Source organism: Enterobacter sp. ENT02, assembly GCF_019219165.1.
In the GTDB taxonomy this organism is placed as follows: domain Bacteria; phylum Pseudomonadota; class Gammaproteobacteria; order Enterobacterales; family Enterobacteriaceae; genus Enterobacter; species Enterobacter mori.
The window spans coordinates 222,181-239,251 of record NZ_JAHUWD010000002.1 but is presented as its reverse complement, the minus strand read 5'-3'; the positions used below and the strand labels follow the sequence as shown (position 1 = coordinate 239,251).

Genomic DNA, 17,071 nt, shown 5'->3' with positions numbered 1-17,071 from the left:
AAAACACGCCGCTTTAACTAGGATGCGGCAATGAAAAGATCCCGCAGCTGATGAAGCTGGTCGCGGATCTGCGCTGCCTCTTCGAACTCCAGGTTCTGCGCGTGCTGCATCATCTGTCCTTCCAGCTCGTGGATTTTCTGCTGTAGCGCTTTCGGCGTCAGCACGACGGTATCTTCTTCCACCACTGAGCGCGCCTTGCCGCGACCTTTCGCTTTGGTTTTGGCAATGTTCTGGCCCAGCGCCAGGATATCCACCACCTTCTTGTTCAGACCCTGCGGCGTAATGCCGTGCTCTTCGTTGTAGCGCTGCTGTTTCTCGCGGCGGCGCTCCGTTTCACCAATAGCTTTCGCCATCGATGGGGTGATTTTGTCACCGTACAGAATCGCTTTACCGTTAACGTTACGCGCGGCGCGGCCAATGGTCTGGATCAGCGAACGCTCGGAACGCAGGAAACCCTCTTTATCCGCATCCAGAATCGCCACCAGTGAGACTTCCGGCATATCCAGACCTTCTCGCAGCAGGTTGATCCCCACCAGCACGTCAAACTCGCCCAGACGCAGATCGCGAATAATTTCCATGCGCTCCACGGTATCGATATCCGAGTGCAGATAACGCACCTTCTCGCCGTGCTCTTCCAGATACTCGGTCAGGTCTTCCGCCATGCGTTTGGTGAGCGTGGTCACCAGCACGCGCTCGTTGATGGCGGAACGAGCGCGAATTTCCGAGAGCAGATCGTCCACCTGAGTCGCCACCGGACGAACTTCAATAATCGGGTCGAGCAGACCCGTTGGACGCACAACCTGATCGACAACGTCTTCACCGGATTTCTCCAGCTCGTAGTTGCCCGGCGTGGCCGAGACGTAAATGGTTTGCGGCGCGAGCGCCTCAAACTCTTCAAACTTCATCGGGCGGTTATCCAGCGCCGACGGCAGGCGGAAGCCGTATTCCACCAGCGTCTCTTTACGCGCGCGGTCACCGCGGTACATCCCGCCGATCTGCGGGATCGTAACGTGAGATTCGTCGATCACCAGCAAACCGTCTGCCGGAAGGTAGTCAAAAAGCGTCGGTGGCGGCTCGCCCGGCCCGCGCCCGGAGAGGAAGCGCGAGTAGTTTTCAATACCGGAGCAGTAGCCCAGCTCGTTCATCATCTCAAGGTCAAACTGGGTACGCTGGCTCAGGCGCTGTTCTTCCAGCAGCTTGTTGTTGGCCAGCAGCACCTTACGGCGCTCGGCCAGCTCCACTTTGATCTCTTCCATCGCCTGCACAATACGCTCGCGCGGCGTCACGTAGTGCGTTTTCGGGTAGATGGTGAAGCGCTGGATCACCGATTCAATGTGTCCGGTCAGCGGATCGAAGAGCGACAGGCGTTCAACCTCTTCGTCAAACAGCTCGACGCGCAGCGCCATATCGTCTGATTCCGCCGGGAAGATGTCGATCACCTCACCGCGTACGCGGAACGTCCCGCGCTGGAAAGCCTGATCGTTACGGGCATACTGCAGCTCCGCCAGACGACGGACGATGGCGCGCTGGTCGATGATCATCCCCTGCGTCAGGTGCAGCATCATCTTGAGATAGAGATCCGGATCGCCCAGGCCGTAGATCGCGGAAACCGATGCGACAACCACAACATCGCGACGCTCCAGAAGCGCCTTAGTGGCCGACAGACGCATCTGCTCAATGTGTTCGTTCACTGAGGCATCCTTCTCGATGAAGGTGTCAGAGCTCGGCACATAGGCTTCTGGCTGGTAGTAATCGTAGTAGGAGACGAAATACTCCACCGCGTTGTCCGGGAAGAACTCTTTCATCTCACCATAAAGCTGCGCCGCCAGGGTTTTATTGGGTGCCAGCACCATCGTGGGGCGCTGGAGATCCGCAATCACGTTGGCGACGGTGAAGGTTTTACCTGACCCCGTCACACCTAATAGCGTCTGATGCGCCAGCCCATCTTCCAGCCCCTCTTCCAGACGGCGGATGGCCTCGGGCTGATCCCCCGAAGGACGGAAAGCAGAATTCAATTTGAACGGTTTACTCATGGGCGACAACCTGATGACGTTATAAGCGGCAGGTGAGTAATTTTACTCGTTGTTGCCAGGAATGCCAGTAAAAAACACTGGATGAAAAACCAGTAGCGTGGCAGGATATTTAGAGTAGCGCCCGGGGAATGAGCGCGATCCCGGTTGAAATGTAGACTGTGACAAAATAAAACACCAGCCTGACTCGGTTATCCCCAGAACTTTTCCTTTTTTAACATTTGTCAAGCCAGGTAATGATAGTTTTGTGGCAACGGGTGACAGTTTCATGACGGCAATTGATTTTATCTAACCAGTTAATTACTAAGCGATATTTTCTAAAGCCGTGTTTCGCATCAATTCGGGCGTAACCCGCGTATTCTCTCGCTTATCGCGTGTTTTCTAACTCTAATGCACATGGTTATCCACAGGAATAGTGGATAACTGCGTCCAGCCCGTACAGACCGCCACTCGGCAAATTCCCGGTTTTTCCCACGAGGCGGTAACAAAAAATTTTTATAGCTATTTTTTGATGATAAACAGTTGAGTCATTCATAACCAACGCATGCGATCTCGCTCACAAAACCGCCATTTCGCGCCCTGCACCATAATTCACCGCTTCCGGCACCGTTGATGTGCAATTTAAGGATCCGCACGACGATCCGCAGAGACTTATTCCTAAAAAAGCCCCTTTTTTAATCACTTTATGGTTTCTGGCAGGCGTTTTGCACAGTCCACTACGAGCGTCATCAATAAACATTTTTAAGGAGAGAAAGATGTTGAGTCTGCGTGCTGTGAATCAGTTTTACGGAAGCCAACATACGCTATGGAACCTGGATTTAGATTTTCCGCAAGGCATGTGTACAGGCGTCGTTGGCCTGCCGGGGATGGGCAAAACGACCCTGATGAACTGCATTACCGGAAAAGTGCCCGTCGAAAGCGGCACCATTATCTGGCATGAAGCCGGTGCGCCGCCGCGCGATTTGCTCAACCAGGCGTCAGAGCACCGTTCCATGCCGGGCATAGGCTATGTCCCGCAGGACAGACGGATCTTTTCCCAGCTGACCATCGATGAGAATTTGCATATTGCGATGCAGGCCGTGGGGAAACCCGATCCTGAGGCGAAAAGAGACGTTTACGACCTGTTTCCGGCACTCTATGCGCTGCGGCAGGCCCGCGCCAACACGCTCTCTCCGGACGACCAGTATCAGCTGGCGCTGGCCAACGCGCTGGTGAACCGCCCGCGCCTGCTGATCCTCGATGAACCCCTGCACGGCGCAGGACACAGCTTCGCCCAGAAGCTGGGGCAGCTGCTGGTGCGCTTAAATCGGGAGCTGGGTATGACGGTGTTATTAGCGGAGCAACAGCTGTCGTTTATCCGCCGGGTTGCGGAGCGTTTCTGCATGCTCTATCGCGGGCGTAACGTGGCGCAGGGCCACGTTAACGAACTGGATGACGAGCTTATCGCCCACTGGATGTCGCGGGAAGCAAGACGCTGAGGTCGAGATAACACCCGGTTTCGGCATTTTCCGCGCCGTCCGCAAGCCAGGGGATTTCCCCTAGGCACGGCGCGGGGAGCACGCGTTTGAGGGTCGCCAGATACTCCTGGTGTCGTTTCCCTGGCGCGACCACGTCGTTGGCTATCCAGCCCGCCAGACGCAGCCCGGCCTGCTGTACGGCCTGCGCCGTCAACATGGCGTGATTGATGCAGCCCAGCTTGACGCCGACGACAAGAATGACCGGAAGCTGCTCGGCCTGCACCCAGTCAGCAAAGGTGTTTTCTTCGCAAAGCGGCGTAAACCAGCCGCCAGCCCCCTCCACCAGCACCCAGTCGGCCTGGCTTTCCAGCGCCCGTAATCCGGCAGACAGCACGGCGAAATCAATCGGACGGCCTTCATCGGCGCTGATTATGTGCGGCGAGGTCGGCTCGGCAAAGGTGTACGGATTCACCGCTGCATAGGCAAGCTCAAGCGTGCTGTTGCGCTGGAGCGCCAGCGCGTCGGTGTTGCGTAACCCTTCCGCCGTCATCTCGCTGCCGGAAGCAACGGGCTTATAGCCGGCGGTGTTTTTCCCAAGCTTTTGCGCTGCCTGCAGCAGCGCCGAGCTGGCAACCGTTTTGCCCACTTCCGTGTCCGTGCCGGTCACAAAATAACGTTCAGTCACGTTCGATAATCCCATGAAAAAGTTGATAAGAGAGCGGGAAATGCCCCCGCTGCTGCGGCCAGGCCAGCTCCAGACGCTGCAGTTGTCCGCGGGTGAGCAGTTTTCTCTCCCGCCCGGCATGCAGATGCGTGGCCCCGATGCCCTTCAGCGAGCGCATGGCGCTGAACGCATCACTAAAATTGAGGGTGATGGTCTGTACCGTGCTGCGATAGCGCCAGCCTGCCAGCGCCTGCGTCACCTGTTCATGCGATAAAAAGCGGTTAGCGTGCGGCTGCTCATCCACCGCTTTCCACGCCTGGTTCAGCTCAGGCAACGAGCTTTCCAGCAAGGTGGTAAAGGCCACCTTCCCGCCCGGTCGCGCCATGCGATAAAGCTCGCGTAAGGCCTGTGGCAGGCTGCTGCACCACTGGACCGCCAGATGACTCCAGACCAGATCGAACTGCGCATCCGCCAGCGGGATAGCCTCGATATCGGCCAGCAAATAGCGATCCGCTGCCTGCCTCTGACGCGCCTCGTCGAGCATCTGGTCTGAGAGGTCGATAGCCGTGACCAGGCTTCCCGTCCCGCGCCAGTAGCGGCTGTTGCTGCCGGGACCACAGCCCGCGTCCAGCACCTTCGGAAAACGATTCTCGCCAAGCGCGGCCAGAAGCCCCTCCGCGCTCTGACGCTGCAGTTCATCGTGCTGCGAATAGCTCTGCGCGGCCCGACCAAATGCCGCCGCAACGGCCTGTTTATTCACCTGCATCATGGAGCACCTCCAGCAGCGTCTGGATATCCCGTGCCTCATGTGCCGCCGTCAGGGTTAAGCGCAGCCGCGCGGTGCCCGGCGGGACCGTTGGCGGGCGGATGGCGGTCACCCACATGCCGCGCTCGCGTAGCGCCTGTGCCAGCGCCAGCGCGCGGCCGTTTTCGCCGACAATCACCGGCTGGATAGCGCTCTGCGAATCGGGACTGTGGAAGGGCAGCGCCGCTAACCCCTGGCGGAAGCGGGAGATATGCTCTGCCAGCCGCTGGCGACGTTCATCTCCTTCTGCGCTGCGGATCACCGCCAGCGACGCAGACAGCGCCACGGCCTGCGCCGGAGGCATGCTGGTGCTGTAGATCAGGTGTCGGGCAAACTGCAGCAGATAGTCAGCGACCGAATCGCTGCACAGCACGGCGGCCCCGCTCACGCCAAAGCCTTTGCCGAAGGTGACAATCAGCAGTTCCGGCTTCACGTTTTGCTGATGCGCGCTGCCGCGCCCTTCGTCGCCCATCACGCCAATACCGTGGGCATCGTCCACCAGCAGCCAGGCGTTTTGCCGTTTTGCGGCCTCGTGCAGCGCGGCAAGCGGCGCGCTGTCGCCGTCCATGCTGAACACCCCTTCCGTCACTGCCAACTGCTGTCCGTCGCAGGGTTTATCCAGCAGCGCGGCGAGCTGCCCCGCATCGTTATGAGCAAAGCGGCGCAGCTGTGCCGGGCTTAAATTTGCCGCCTCGAGCAGCGAGGCGTGGCTCAGGCGGTCAGCGACAATGCGGTCCTCTTTTTCCATCAGCGCGGTAATAACCGCCTGATTCGCGGCAAAGCCGGAGATAAACAGCAGCGCGCGCGGGTAGCCGAGCCAGTCGGCAAGCGTCTCTTCCAGCGCCTGATGCGCCGTGGTGTAGCCGCTGACGTGTCCCGAGCCGCCGCTGCCCACGCCAAACCGCTCTGCGCCCTGCTGCCAGGCGCGAATGATGGCCGGATGCTGGCTCAGCCCGAGATAGTCGTTGCTGGAGAAATTACAAAACTGCCGCCCCTCGCGGGTAAGAAAACGGCCCGCGCCGTTTTCCACCACCCTGCGAACGCGAAACGCCTCTGCCGCCCGGCGTTCGTTCAGCGCGGTATGTATTCGTGCCTGCCAGGTCATACGGCTGCCGCGTTGTAGAACTGGTCGGTGTCGGCGTTGAAAATCTGCTGCTCCAGCTGCTGCTGTTGCTCGTTATCGCCCGTCAGCACCTCGGTCTGGTGCGGGTTCAGCCCCAGCTTGCGGAACAGCTGAACGTCTTTGTCCTCTTCCGGGTTCGGCGTGGTCAGCAGCTTGCAGCCGTAGAAGATGGAATTGGCCCCGGCCATAAAGCACATGGCCTGAGTTTGCTCACTCATCTGCTCGCGACCGGCGGAGAGGCGAACGTAAGAGGTCGGCATCATGATGCGCGCCACCGCGATGGTGCGGATAAAATCAAACGCATCCACGTCGTCGTTGTCCGCCATCGGCGTGCCCTTAACCTTCACCAGCATGTTGATCGGCACGCTTTCCGGCGGCGTCGGCAGGTTCGCCAGTTGCAGCAGCAGGCCCGCGCGGTCTTTCACCGTTTCGCCTAAGCCCACGATACCGCCGGAGCAGACCTTGATCCCCGCGTCACGGACTTTATCCAGCGTATCCAGACGCTCCTGATAGGTACGGGTGGTGATGACGTTGCCGTAAAACTCCGGCGAGGTGTCGAGGTTGTGGTTGTAATAGTCCAGCCCCGCCGCGGAGAGGCGCTGCGCCTGCTCGTCGTTCAGCGTGCCGAGCGTCATACAGGCTTCGAGGCCCATCTCCTTCACGCCCTTTACCATCTGCTCCAGATACGGCATGTCGCGATCGTGCGGATTCTTCCACGCCGCGCCCATGCAGAAGCGGGTTGAACCGGCGTTTTTCGCCTTGCGCGCCGAGTCGAGCACCTGCTCAACTTCCATCAGCCGTTCGGATTCCAGGCCAGTTTTGTAGCGCGCGCTCTGCGGGCAATATTTGCAGTCTTCAGGACAGGCACCGGTCTTGATCGACAGCAGCGTGCTGACCTGAACATGACGTGGATCGAAGTGCTGACGATGCACCTGCTGCGCTTCGAACATCAGCTCAAGGAAAGGTTTGTTGAATAATTCAGTAACTTGCGACATCGTCCAGCGTGCGTGGTGAGCCATTGGGCTTCTCCAAAGGGTTTTGTTAATTTTCGGTTCGGTTTATACTCGTAAACCTAAAACTTTTCAAAATGGTTTACAAGTCGATTATGACCCAGGACGATCTCGCCTTCGACAAGCAGCATATCTGGCACCCTTACACCTCCACCACCCGCCCCCTTCCCGTCTATCCGGTGGCCTCGGCCCACGGCTGCGAGCTGCATCTCGCCAGCGGCGAGCGGCTCGTTGACGGCATGTCTTCCTGGTGGGCGGCCATTCACGGGTACAATCACCCGCGCCTGAATGCAGCGATGAAGGCGCAGATTGACCAGATGTCGCACGTGATGTTTGGCGGAATCACCCATCAGCCCGCGGTGGATTTATGCCGTCGCCTGGTGGCGATGACGCCTGAATCGCTGGAGTGCGTGTTCCTGGCCGATTCCGGCTCCGTGGCGGTGGAAGTGGCGATGAAAATGGCGCTGCAGTACTGGCATGCGTTGGGCGAAACGCGCCAGCGGTTCCTCACCTTCCGCAACGGCTATCACGGGGATACCTTCGGGGCGATGTCGGTGTGCGATCCGGACAACTCCATGCACAGCCTGTGGAAAGGCTATCTGCCGGAAAACCTGTTTGCCCCGGCCCCGCAGAGCCGCTTCGACGGCGAGTGGAACGAGATGGACATGGTCGGCTTCGCGCGGCTGATGGCGGCGCACCGCCATGACATCGCCGCCGTGATCCTTGAGCCGATTGTGCAGGGCGCAGGCGGAATGCGGATGTACCATCCGGAGTGGCTGAAGCGTATTCGCAAGATGTGCGACCGCGAGGGCATTCTGCTGATTGCCGATGAAATCGCCACCGGTTTTGGCCGCACCGGCAAGCTGTTTGCCTGCGAGCATGCGGGTATCGCCCCGGATATTCTGTGCCTGGGTAAAGCGCTGACCGGCGGCACCATGACGCTCTCCGCCACGCTAACCACCCGTCACGTTGCTGATACCATCAGTGACGGCGAGGCGGGCTGCTTTATGCACGGCCCGACGTTTATGGGCAACCCGCTGGCCTGCGCAGTCGCGAGTGAAAGCCTTGCCATTCTGGATAGCGGCGAGTGGCAAACGCAGGTGGCGGCGATTGAAGCACAGCTGAAAGAGGAGCTGAGCGTGGCTTCAGGTGCAAATTTTGTGGCGGACGTTCGCGTGCTGGGTGCCATCGGGGTGATTGAAACCACCCATCCGGTAAACATGGCGGCGCTGCAGCGCTTCTTCGTTGAGCAGGGCGTCTGGGTGCGTCCGTTCGGCAAGCTTATCTATCTGATGCCGCCGTACAGCATCACGCCAGAGCAGCTGCGTAAATTAACCGACGCGGTCGTTACAGCCGTTAACATTCCCGCGCATTTCACGATTTGACCCCATGCGTTACACTTCCTGAACGAGTGATTAACGAGGGTAAATCGTATGAAAATCATCAGTAAAGATCTGCGCGACGGCGAAAAGCTCCCGGAACGCCACGTATTCAACGGCATGGGGTATCAGGGAGACAATATCTCCCCGCACCTGGCGTGGGACGAGGTTCCGGCCGGAACCAAAAGCTTTGTCGTGACCTGCTACGACCCGGACGCGCCGACCGGCTCCGGCTGGTGGCACTGGATCGTGGCGAACCTGCCTGCCGACACGCGCGTGCTGCCGCAGGGTTCCGGCTCTGACCTGGTTGCCCTGCCTGAAGGTGCCATTCAGACGCGCACCGATTTTGGTAAAGCGGGCTACGGCGGTGCGGCGCCGCCAAAAGGGGAAACTCACCGCTATATCTTTACGGTGCACGCGCTGGATGTGGAGAAAATTGAGGTCGATGAAGGCGCGAGCGGCGCGATGGTAGGGTTTAACGTGCATTTCCATTCGCTTGGGAGCGCGTCGATTACGGCGATGTATTCATAATCGTGCGAGCTGATGCCCTCACCCCGGCCCTCTCCCACAGGGAGAGGGAGAAAACCTGACTATTCCCTCTCCCTGTGGGAGAGGGTTAGGGTGAGGGGAAAATCACAGCACCGAAGGTAGCAGACCTACAAGCCTTCCCTCTTCCAGAAGCTGCATCGCCTTATCAATATCCGGCGCAAAGAAGCGGTCGTCATCGTAATGCGTAACGTGCTCGCGCAGCGCATGACGCGCCTGCTCCAGCAGCGGGCTGGATTTTAGACCTTCTCGCAGATCGATACCCTGACTTGCCGCCAGCCATTCCACCGCCAGCACGCCGCGGGTGTTGGAGGCCATTTCCCAGAGACGACGCCCGGCAGCCGGTGCCATCGAGACATGATCTTCCTGGTTCGCTGACGTTGGCAGGCTGTCCACGCTGTGCGGGTGCGACAGCGCTTTGTTCTCGCTTGCCAGCGCTGCGGCCGTCACCTGGGCAATCATAAAGCCCGAGTTGACCCCGCCGTTACGCACCAGGAACGGTGGCAGCTGGGACATATGTTTATCCATCATCAGCGCAATGCGGCGCTCAGACAACGCGCCGACTTCGGCAATCGCAAGGGCGATATTATCCGCCGCCATCGCCACCGGCTCGGCGTGGAAGTTGCCTCCGGAAATAACCTCGTTTTCCTCGGCGAACACCAGCGGGTTATCGGACACCGCGTTGGCTTCGACCAGCAGCACCTCTGCCGCCTGGCGCAGCTGCGTCAGGCACGCACCCATCACCTGCGGCTGGCAGCGCAGGGAATACGGATCCTGCACCTTTTCGCAGTTATGGTGTGAATCGGCAATTTCGCTGGTGTCGGTAAGCACGTGACGGTACATCGCGGCGGCATCAATCTGCCCGCGCTGACCGCGCACCTCGTGGATGCGGGCATCAAACGGACGACGCGAGCCCAGCACGGCTTCAGTGGTCAGTGCACCGCACACCACCGCCGAGGCAAACAGATCTTCCGCTTCAAACAGGCCGCGCAGCGCGAAAGCGGTCGATGCCTGGGTGCCGTTCAGCAGCGCCAGCCCCTCTTTCGCCGCCAGCGTAATGGGTGTTAATCCGGCTTTTTTCAGCGCCTCTTTCGCAGGAAGCCACTCGCCCTGCCAGCGCGCTTTGCCTTCACCCAGCAACAGCAGCGACATGTGCGCCAGCGGCGCGAGATCGCCAGATGCCCCAACTGAACCTTTCGCCGGGATCCACGGATAGACTTCCGCGTTGACCAGCGCCATCAGCGCCTGAATGACGCTCAGGCGAATGCCGGAGAAACCGCGCGCCAGGCTGTTAATTTTGAGGACCATCATCAGACGGACAATTTCATCGTCCAGCGGCTGACCCACGCCCGCCGCATGCGACAGCACCAGCGAACGCTGTAAGTTTTCCAGATCGTGCGTCGCGATACGGGTCTGTGCCAGCAGCCCAAAGCCGGTGTTAATCCCGTAGGCGGTGCGCCCTTCGGCAACAATCGCCTCCACGCAGGCCACGCTGTCGTTAATGGCCGCGTGCGCGCTGTCATCCAGCGAGAGCGTAACCGGCTGGCGCCAGACGCTACGCAGCTGTTTGAGCGTCAGCGATCCGGGAGTGAGTGTTAATGCATTCATTATTGCTTTCCTTGTGTGGCAGGGATCATCGGCAGGTTCAGCCCCTGCTCTTTGGCACAGTCAATGGCAATCTCATAACCCGCATCCGCGTGACGCATCACGCCGGTGGCCGGGTCGTTGTGCAGCACGCGAGCGATACGCGCGGCGGCTTCGTCAGTTCCGTCACAGACTATGACCATCCCGGAATGCTGGGAGAAGCCCATCCCAACGCCGCCGCCGTGGTGCAGCGACACCCAGGTCGCGCCGCTGGCGGTATTCAGCAGGGCGTTCAGCAATGGCCAGTCGGAGACCGCATCCGAACCGTCGCGCATGGCTTCGGTTTCGCGGTTCGGGCTGGCGACGGAGCCGGAGTCCAGATGGTCGCGGCCAATGACAATCGGCGCAGAGACTTCACCGCTGCGCACCATTTCGTTAAAGGCGAGGCCGAGTTTTTGCCGCCACTCTAGCCCTACCCAGCAGATACGCGCCGGCAGGCCCTGGAAGTTAATGCGCTCGCGAGCCATGTCCAGCCAGCGATGCAGGTGTTCGTCGTCGGCGACGATCTCCTTCACTTTGGCATCAGTTTTGTAGATGTCCTCCGGGTCGCCGGACAGGGCAACCCAGCGGAACGGACCGATGCCGCGGCAGAACAGCGGGCGGATATAGGCCGGAACGAATCCCGGGAAGTCGAAGGCGTTGCTTACGCCCATCTCTTTCGCCATCTGGCGGATGTTGTTGCCGTAATCAAAGGTCGGAATGCCCATCTGGCTAAAGGCCAGCATCGCGGAAACGTGTTCCGCCATGGCGCGTTTAGCCGCAAGTACTGTGCCTTCCGGGTCGGTTTCTGCTTTCTGCTGATATTCTTCCCACGTCCAGTCTTTTGGCAGGTAACCGTGCAGCGGGTCATGGGCGCTGGTCTGGTCGGTGACCAGATCCGGGCGCACGCCGCGGGCGACGAGCTGCGGGAGAATATCCGCCGCGTTGCCGCACAGGGCAATCGACACCGCTTTGCCTTCGGAAGTGTATTTTTTGATGCGTGCCAGCGCGTCGTCCAGATCGGTTGCCTGTTCATCGACGTAACGGGTACGCAGACGGAAATCAATGCGGCTCTGCTGGCACTCAATGTTCAGTGAGCACGCACCGGCAAGCGTGGCAGCCAGCGGCTGTGCGCCGCCCATGCCGCCGAGACCGGCGGTTAGCACCCAGCGGCCTTTCAGCGAGCCGTTATAGTGCTGGCGACCGGCTTCCACGAAGGTTTCGTATGTGCCCTGCACTATCCCCTGGCTGCCGATGTAGATCCAGCTCCCGGCGGTCATCTGGCCATACATCGCCAGCCCTTTCGCATCAAGCTCGTTGAAGTGTTCCCAGGTGGCCCAGTGCGGCACCAGGTTAGAGTTGGCAATCAGCACGCGCGGCGCGTTTTTGTGGGTTTTGAATACGCCAACCGGCTTGCCGGACTGCACCAGCAGAGTTTCGTCAGTTTCAAGGTTGGTGAGGGACTCGACAATGGCGTCATAGCACTCCCAGTTGCGCGCGGCGCGGCCAATGCCGCCGTAGACCACCAGCTCGTGGGGATTTTCCGCCACCTCAGGATCAAGGTTGTTCATTAACATGCGCAGCGGTGCTTCGGTGAGCCAGCTTTTGGCGGTAAGCGTGGTGCCGCGCGGCGCGCGAACGTCCTGCTGGCGGTATTTACCTGACGACATTGTGTGCTCCTCATACGGGACAGATGATGCATTAAGATATACTTGTATAGACAAGCACACACAAGGTCGGATTTAACAAAAAAGATACAATTTTGTTATATTGCGTTAGCGATCACGCTTATAAAACTTATGACATAAAGTGGCCCTGCAGCCGGTAACGGTTACCGGGAAACAGCAGTCTGGCATGCGACACAATCTGCGAGGATGACCAGGTGCGGCGGCGAATAAGCAGGCAAGGATCGTGCTCTTTGATGCGCAACAACTCACACTCCTGCGGCGTGGCGCGAACCGCCTCCACAATGTGCTCCCCTTCCGTCAGCGGGGCGACGAGCGAGAGATACGCATGCGGCGTGGTGTGGGTGTAATCCTGGTTCAGATAGTCCGGGATCCGTTCAGCGTTCACGCAGCGATCTTCGATCTGCACCGGAATGTCGTTCTCAAAATGCACCATCACCGAATGGAAAATGCGGCTTCCCTCTTTCACATTCAGCTCTACGGCCTGCTCGGCGCTGGCCTGAGTCTCTTCGAGCACCAGCACCTCACAGCGGTGCTGGTGATTTCGCGAGGTTATCTCATCGGCAATACTACGGATCTCAAACAGGGCTGACTGCCCTTTTGGTTCCGCCACAAACGTCCCCACGCCCTGAAGGCGTACCAGAAGCCCTTCGTCGGTCAGTTCACGCAGCGCCCGGTTGACGGTCATGCGGCTAAAACCAAACTGCGCCACCAGATTGGCCTCCGAGGGAATGCGGTCGTGCGGCCGCCAGACGCCGGTGGCAATTTTTTCGCTAATGGCCTGCTTCACCTTTTCGTAGAAAGGCGCGGGAGGGCTCGACGGCGGCAGAGGTGAGCGTGAAAACATCGTGACTCCTTGAATAGTGTTATGCCCACCAGTGAGCAATTTGCCAGGCCAGACGGGCGGCAAGTTTTGCGCCTTGCCCATCGCGGTCGTACTGCGGGTTAAATTCTACCAGATCGGCGGCCTGCAGTTTTCCACTACAGCAGATGCGTTCGATGACCGGCATAAGATCCAGCGCCGGTATGCCCAGTGCCGCAGGGGCTGAGACGGCGGGCATTTCTCCAGCAGGGAGAACGTCCAGGTCAATCGTGAGATAAACGCGATCGGCCTGCGCCAGCACCTTTTCCAGTATGGAGAGCGCATCACGCCTGAAATGCAGATCCTCCACCAGCGTGACGTTAAGACGTTCCGCCTCATCCCACAGCGCCAGCGTGTTCGCCGCCCGGCTCACGCCAAAGCAGGCGTACTGAAATTCCCGCCCGCGCTCATCGCAGTAATTCGCCAACTGGCGAAACGGCGTGCCTGACGTGGCCTGATCGGCTTTGCGCAGATCGAGATGGGCATCAAGGTTGATAATGGCAACCCGCGCGTCCGGGAAAGCGTCCAGCACGCCGCGGCCGTGCGCCCACGCGGTTTCATGCCCGCCACCGAACACCAGCGTGCGCATCCCGGACTGCTGGCATTGCACCACCGCATCGCTTAATGCCCGCTGCGCGGCTTCAAGATCTGTGCCCTCGAGATAAATTGAGCCCATATCCACAAGCCGCTCATGTCCCTGATGGCTTGTCATGTTCGCGAGCGCCCGGCGAAGTGTATCGGGTGCCTGCACCGCGCCGGGTCTGCCGTGATTGCGCTTCACCCCTTCATCACATTCAAAACCTATCAGGCCAATGCCTGAAGGGGCAGGTGAAAACGCTTCACGTTGCTGAATAGTCTGGAAAATGCGTTTTGCATGAGTGGCTTCAGCGCTGTCGTCGCGCCCCTGCCAGATCTGCGGTGATGTGGACCGCCACAGTGTCATCGTGTTTTCCCCCGGAAGATGCGTTGATACAAAGGATTACGTCCCGGTTCATAAACCATTTCTACCGGATTTTTTGCATCCCAGACGATAAAATCCGCCACGTATCCGGCCTTTAATTGCCCGTGCGTGGCGCCGCGCCCCAGCGCCTGCGCCGCGTGTCGCGTTACGCCAGCCCAGGCCTCTTCCGGCGTGAGGCCGAACTGGACGCAGGCCATGTTCATCGCCAGGTGCAGGCTGGCGAACGGGCTGGTGCCGGGGTTGTAGTCTGTGGCGACAGCCATCGGGACCCCCTGTTTTCTGAGCTTTTCAACCGGCGGACGCTGACGCTCCTGAAGGAAATAGAACGCACCCGGCAACAGGACGGCAACCGTGCCGCTTTCCGCCATCGCCTGTACGCCTGCGTCATCGAGATACTCAATGTGATCGGCAGAAAGCCCCTTGTATCGGCTGACCAGCGCCGCGCCGCCCTGATTCGACAGCTGCTCGACGTGCCCTTTCACCGGGATACCGAGCGCGGTAGCAGCCTGGAAGAGGCGCTCGGTTTGCGACGGGGTAAAGCCGACGTTTTCACAAAACACATCGACTGCTTCATATAACTCTTTTTGCCACAGCGTGGGCAGGATCTGCTCGCAGACCAGTGTGAGGTACGCATCCGGATCCTGCCGGTATTCCGCCGGAACCGCATGGGCCGCCAGCAGCGTTGGGCTGATATCAATTGGATTATTGAGGCTCAGCTGGCGCGCGACCTGCAGCATCTTCTCTTCGGCTTCGGCGTTTAGCCCGTATCCCGATTTGATTTCTACCGTCGTCACACCTTCATTCATCAGACGCTGGAGCCGCTGTTGCGCCAGTTCTAGCAGGGTTTCCGGCGAGCTGCTGCGCGTCGCCGTCACGGTGGCGTTAATCCCGCCTCCCTGCGCGCTGATGGCCTGGTAAGAGACACCGTTCAGACGCTTCTCCCACTCCGCCGCGCGGTCGCCGCCAAACACCAGATGGGTATGGCAGTCAATCAGGCCTGGCGTGACCAGACGTCCCTGAAGATCGACGCTGTGACGGTGTCCGGAAGGCAGTTCAGACTCTGGAACAACGGCCAGAAGGGTTTGGCCCCTGACCACCAGAGCGTGTTGTTCTTTCAGGCCATAAGGTTCCGGCTCGCCAGCAACCATTGTTGCCAGCCGCGCATTTCGCCATATCACATCGTCGGGATGAAGCTGCTGCATGGGGATTCCACTTGTCATGGGTTGTATAGACATTTATTTTCATCTGCTGTCTGGTGTCAACCGCATTCATGGAAAATGTTATTTATTTGTGATGACTTCCCCGCCCCCTGAGGGTAAAAACGCAACTTTTACCCTTTTTATCTTCCCGTTTCGCTCAACTTAGTATAAAAAAGCAGGCTATTTCGTCTATCCCGTTAAGACTTGCATACCCAGGAGCTTCACCTTGAACATTTCCAGGATTTCCCGTCTGGCGTTAGCACTTGCCTTTGGCGTGACTTTATCCGCTTGCAGCTCAACCCCGCCGGATCAGCGACCTTCTGAGCAGGTTGCGCCGGGGACCTCATCTCGTCCGATTCTGTCCGCCGATGAAGCGAAAAACTTCACCCAGGCGCGTTACTTCACGGCGATGGATCCCAATGCAGCACCGTGGACGCCGTCTTCTATTACTCTGCCAAAACAGCCAAACTTCGTTGTAGGGCCGGCTGGGGCGCAGGGCGTGACCCATACCTCTATCCAGGCGGCAGTTGACGCGGCTATCACTAAACACAGCGCATCGCGTCAGTACATTGCGATCCTGCCAGGTGAATATGAAGGTACCGTTTACGTACCAGCGGCGCCGGGCAGCATTACGATTTATGGTCTGGGCGAAAAAGCGCTCGACGTGAAAATTGGCCTGGCGATTGATTCCGAAATCGACACCACCACCTGGCGTCACCTTGTGAACCCGGCCGGTAAATACATGCCGGGTAAACCTGCGTGGTATATGTTTGATAACTGCCAGAGCAAGCGCGCCGCCACCATTGGCGTGATGTGCTCAGCGGTGGTCTGGTCGCAGAATAACGGTCTGCAATTGCAGAACCTGACCATTCAAAATACCCTGGGTGACAGCGTTGACGCGGGTAATCATCAGGCCGTTGCTCTGCGCAGCGATGGCGACAAGGTACAGATTAATAACGTGAATATTCTGGGTCGCCAGAACACCTTCTTCGTGACCAATAGCGGTGTGCAGAACACCCTGCAAAATAACCGCCTGACCCGTACCCTGGTGACCAACAGCTACGTTGAAGGCGACGTGGATCTGGTCTCTGGTCGTGGCGCAGTGGTGTTTGATAACACCGACTTCCGCGTGGTGAACTCGCGTACGCAGCAGGAAGGTTATGTGTTTGCGCCGGCAACCCAGTCGAACCTCTTCTTCGGCTTCCTGGCCGTGAACAGCCGCTTTAATGCTGCCGGTGACGGCGTGGCGCAGCTGGGCCGCTCTCTGGATGTGGACTCTGCCACTAACGGCCAGGTCGTGATCCGCGACAGCGTGATCAATGAAGGCTTCAATATGGCGAAGCCGTGGGCTGATGCCGCGATCTCCAAACGTCCGTTCTCCGGCAATACCGGTGCGGTGGATGATAAAGGGAACGTGCAGCGCAACCTGAACGACGCTAGCTTCAACCGCATGTGGGAATACAACAACCGCGGTGTGGGTAGCAAAGTGGTTGCTGAACAGAAGCAGTAAGATGAGAGTAAAAGGGGGAGTTTTAATCCCCCTTTTTACTGCGACTGAATGCGTCAGGCACCAAACTTAAGATACGCATCCAATAGTTGCATAATCGCAACCATGAGTTGCAGGAACAGAATTGCCCATTCCACACCGCTCATACGCCACTCCTTTGGTATAGAGCACTTCTCCTCTGATTTACCTTTCCGCTGCCTGTCACCAGAGGTGTGTTGGT

General features: G+C 58.9%; 15 protein-coding genes. 4 read left to right on the top strand and 11 right to left on the bottom strand.

Annotated features, from left to right (window positions below; genetic code table 11):
- Positions 1-17: 17 nt before the first annotated feature.
- Positions 18-2,033, bottom strand: a complete 2,016-nt coding sequence (uvrB, locus tag KW829_RS07080) for an excinuclease ABC subunit UvrB (RefSeq protein WP_120158384.1) — start codon at positions 2,031-2,033, stop codon at positions 18-20.
- Positions 2,034-2,785: 752 nt separating this feature from the next.
- Here uvrB and KW829_RS07075 point away from each other — a divergent pair.
- Positions 2,786-3,508, top strand: a complete 723-nt coding sequence (locus KW829_RS07075; RefSeq protein WP_010428831.1) for an ABC transporter ATP-binding protein — start codon at positions 2,786-2,788, stop codon at positions 3,506-3,508.
- On the opposite strand, the gene bioD is transcribed toward KW829_RS07075, so the two are convergent.
- The 4 genes from bioD to bioB are packed head-to-tail and all read right to left on the bottom strand — an operon-like array spanning position 3,471 to position 7,098.
- A complete protein-coding gene (gene bioD, locus KW829_RS07070) occupies positions 3,471-4,172 on the bottom strand; it encodes a dethiobiotin synthase (RefSeq protein ID WP_218307907.1) in 702 nt (233 codons plus the stop codon). The genes KW829_RS07075 and bioD overlap by 38 nt on opposite strands.
- Positions 4,165-4,920 (bottom strand): malonyl-ACP O-methyltransferase BioC, encoded by a 756-nt coding sequence (gene bioC, locus KW829_RS07065; protein WP_218307906.1) that lies wholly within the window; start codon positions 4,918-4,920, stop codon positions 4,165-4,167. The genes bioD and bioC overlap by 8 nt, the downstream gene beginning before the upstream one ends.
- Positions 4,904-6,061: an 8-amino-7-oxononanoate synthase gene (bioF, locus tag KW829_RS07060; RefSeq protein ID WP_218307905.1), complete on the bottom strand. Its 1,158-nt coding sequence runs from the start codon at positions 6,059-6,061 to the stop codon at positions 4,904-4,906. Before bioF ends, bioC begins: the two co-directional genes overlap by 17 nt.
- The gene (gene bioB, locus KW829_RS07055) at positions 6,058-7,098 is read right to left on the bottom strand and encodes a biotin synthase BioB (RefSeq protein ID WP_218307904.1); all 1,041 of its coding nucleotides are present in this window, start codon (positions 7,096-7,098) and stop codon (positions 6,058-6,060) included. The genes bioF and bioB overlap by 4 nt, the downstream gene beginning before the upstream one ends.
- 68 nt (positions 7,099-7,166) lie before the next feature.
- On the opposite strand from bioB, the gene bioA reads away from it, so the two are divergent.
- Positions 7,167-8,474 (top strand): adenosylmethionine--8-amino-7-oxononanoate transaminase, encoded by a 1,308-nt coding sequence (gene bioA, locus KW829_RS07050; RefSeq protein ID WP_218307903.1) that lies wholly within the window; start codon positions 7,167-7,169, stop codon positions 8,472-8,474.
- Between the two features lie 48 nt (positions 8,475-8,522).
- Positions 8,523-8,999, top strand: a complete 477-nt coding sequence (locus tag KW829_RS07045; protein ID WP_008501131.1) for a kinase inhibitor — start codon at positions 8,523-8,525, stop codon at positions 8,997-8,999.
- Between the two features lie 102 nt (positions 9,000-9,101).
- Here KW829_RS07045 and hutH read toward each other — a convergent pair whose 3' ends face one another.
- The 5 genes from hutH to hutI all read right to left on the bottom strand — a co-directional run bounded on the left by hutH (position 9,102) and on the right by hutI (position 15,347).
- Positions 9,102-10,622: a histidine ammonia-lyase gene (hutH, locus tag KW829_RS07040; RefSeq protein WP_218307902.1), complete on the bottom strand. Its 1,521-nt coding sequence runs from the start codon at positions 10,620-10,622 to the stop codon at positions 9,102-9,104.
- Positions 10,622-12,307 carry a urocanate hydratase gene (gene hutU / locus KW829_RS07035; protein WP_089598939.1) on the bottom strand — a complete coding sequence of 562 codons (1,686 nt, stop codon included), beginning with the start codon at positions 12,305-12,307 and terminating at the stop codon, positions 10,622-10,624. The genes hutH and hutU overlap by 1 nt, the downstream gene beginning before the upstream one ends.
- 127 nt (positions 12,308-12,434) lie before the next feature.
- Positions 12,435-13,169, bottom strand: coding sequence for a histidine utilization repressor (locus KW829_RS07030; RefSeq protein WP_218307901.1), 735 nt, complete (start codon positions 13,167-13,169; stop codon positions 12,435-12,437).
- 19 nt (positions 13,170-13,188) lie between these two features.
- Entirely contained in the window at positions 13,189-14,127 is a 939-nt protein-coding gene (gene hutG / locus KW829_RS07025; protein WP_218307900.1) for a formimidoylglutamase, read from the bottom strand.
- Positions 14,124-15,347: an imidazolonepropionase gene (gene hutI / locus KW829_RS07020; protein ID WP_218307899.1), complete on the bottom strand. Its 1,224-nt coding sequence runs from the start codon at positions 15,345-15,347 to the stop codon at positions 14,124-14,126. The genes hutG and hutI overlap by 4 nt, the downstream gene beginning before the upstream one ends.
- Before the next feature lie 223 nt (positions 15,348-15,570).
- On the opposite strand from hutI, the gene KW829_RS07015 reads away from it, so the two are divergent.
- Complete coding sequence (locus KW829_RS07015; RefSeq protein ID WP_218307898.1) at positions 15,571-16,854, top strand: putative acyl-CoA thioester hydrolase; 1,284 nt, start codon at positions 15,571-15,573, stop codon at positions 16,852-16,854.
- 53 nt (positions 16,855-16,907) lie between these two features.
- On the opposite strand, the gene tisB is transcribed toward KW829_RS07015, so the two are convergent.
- Positions 16,908-16,997: a type I toxin-antitoxin system toxin TisB gene (gene tisB / locus KW829_RS07010; RefSeq protein WP_023332440.1), complete on the bottom strand. Its 90-nt coding sequence runs from the start codon at positions 16,995-16,997 to the stop codon at positions 16,908-16,910.
- Between the last annotated feature and the right edge of the window lie 74 nt (positions 16,998-17,071).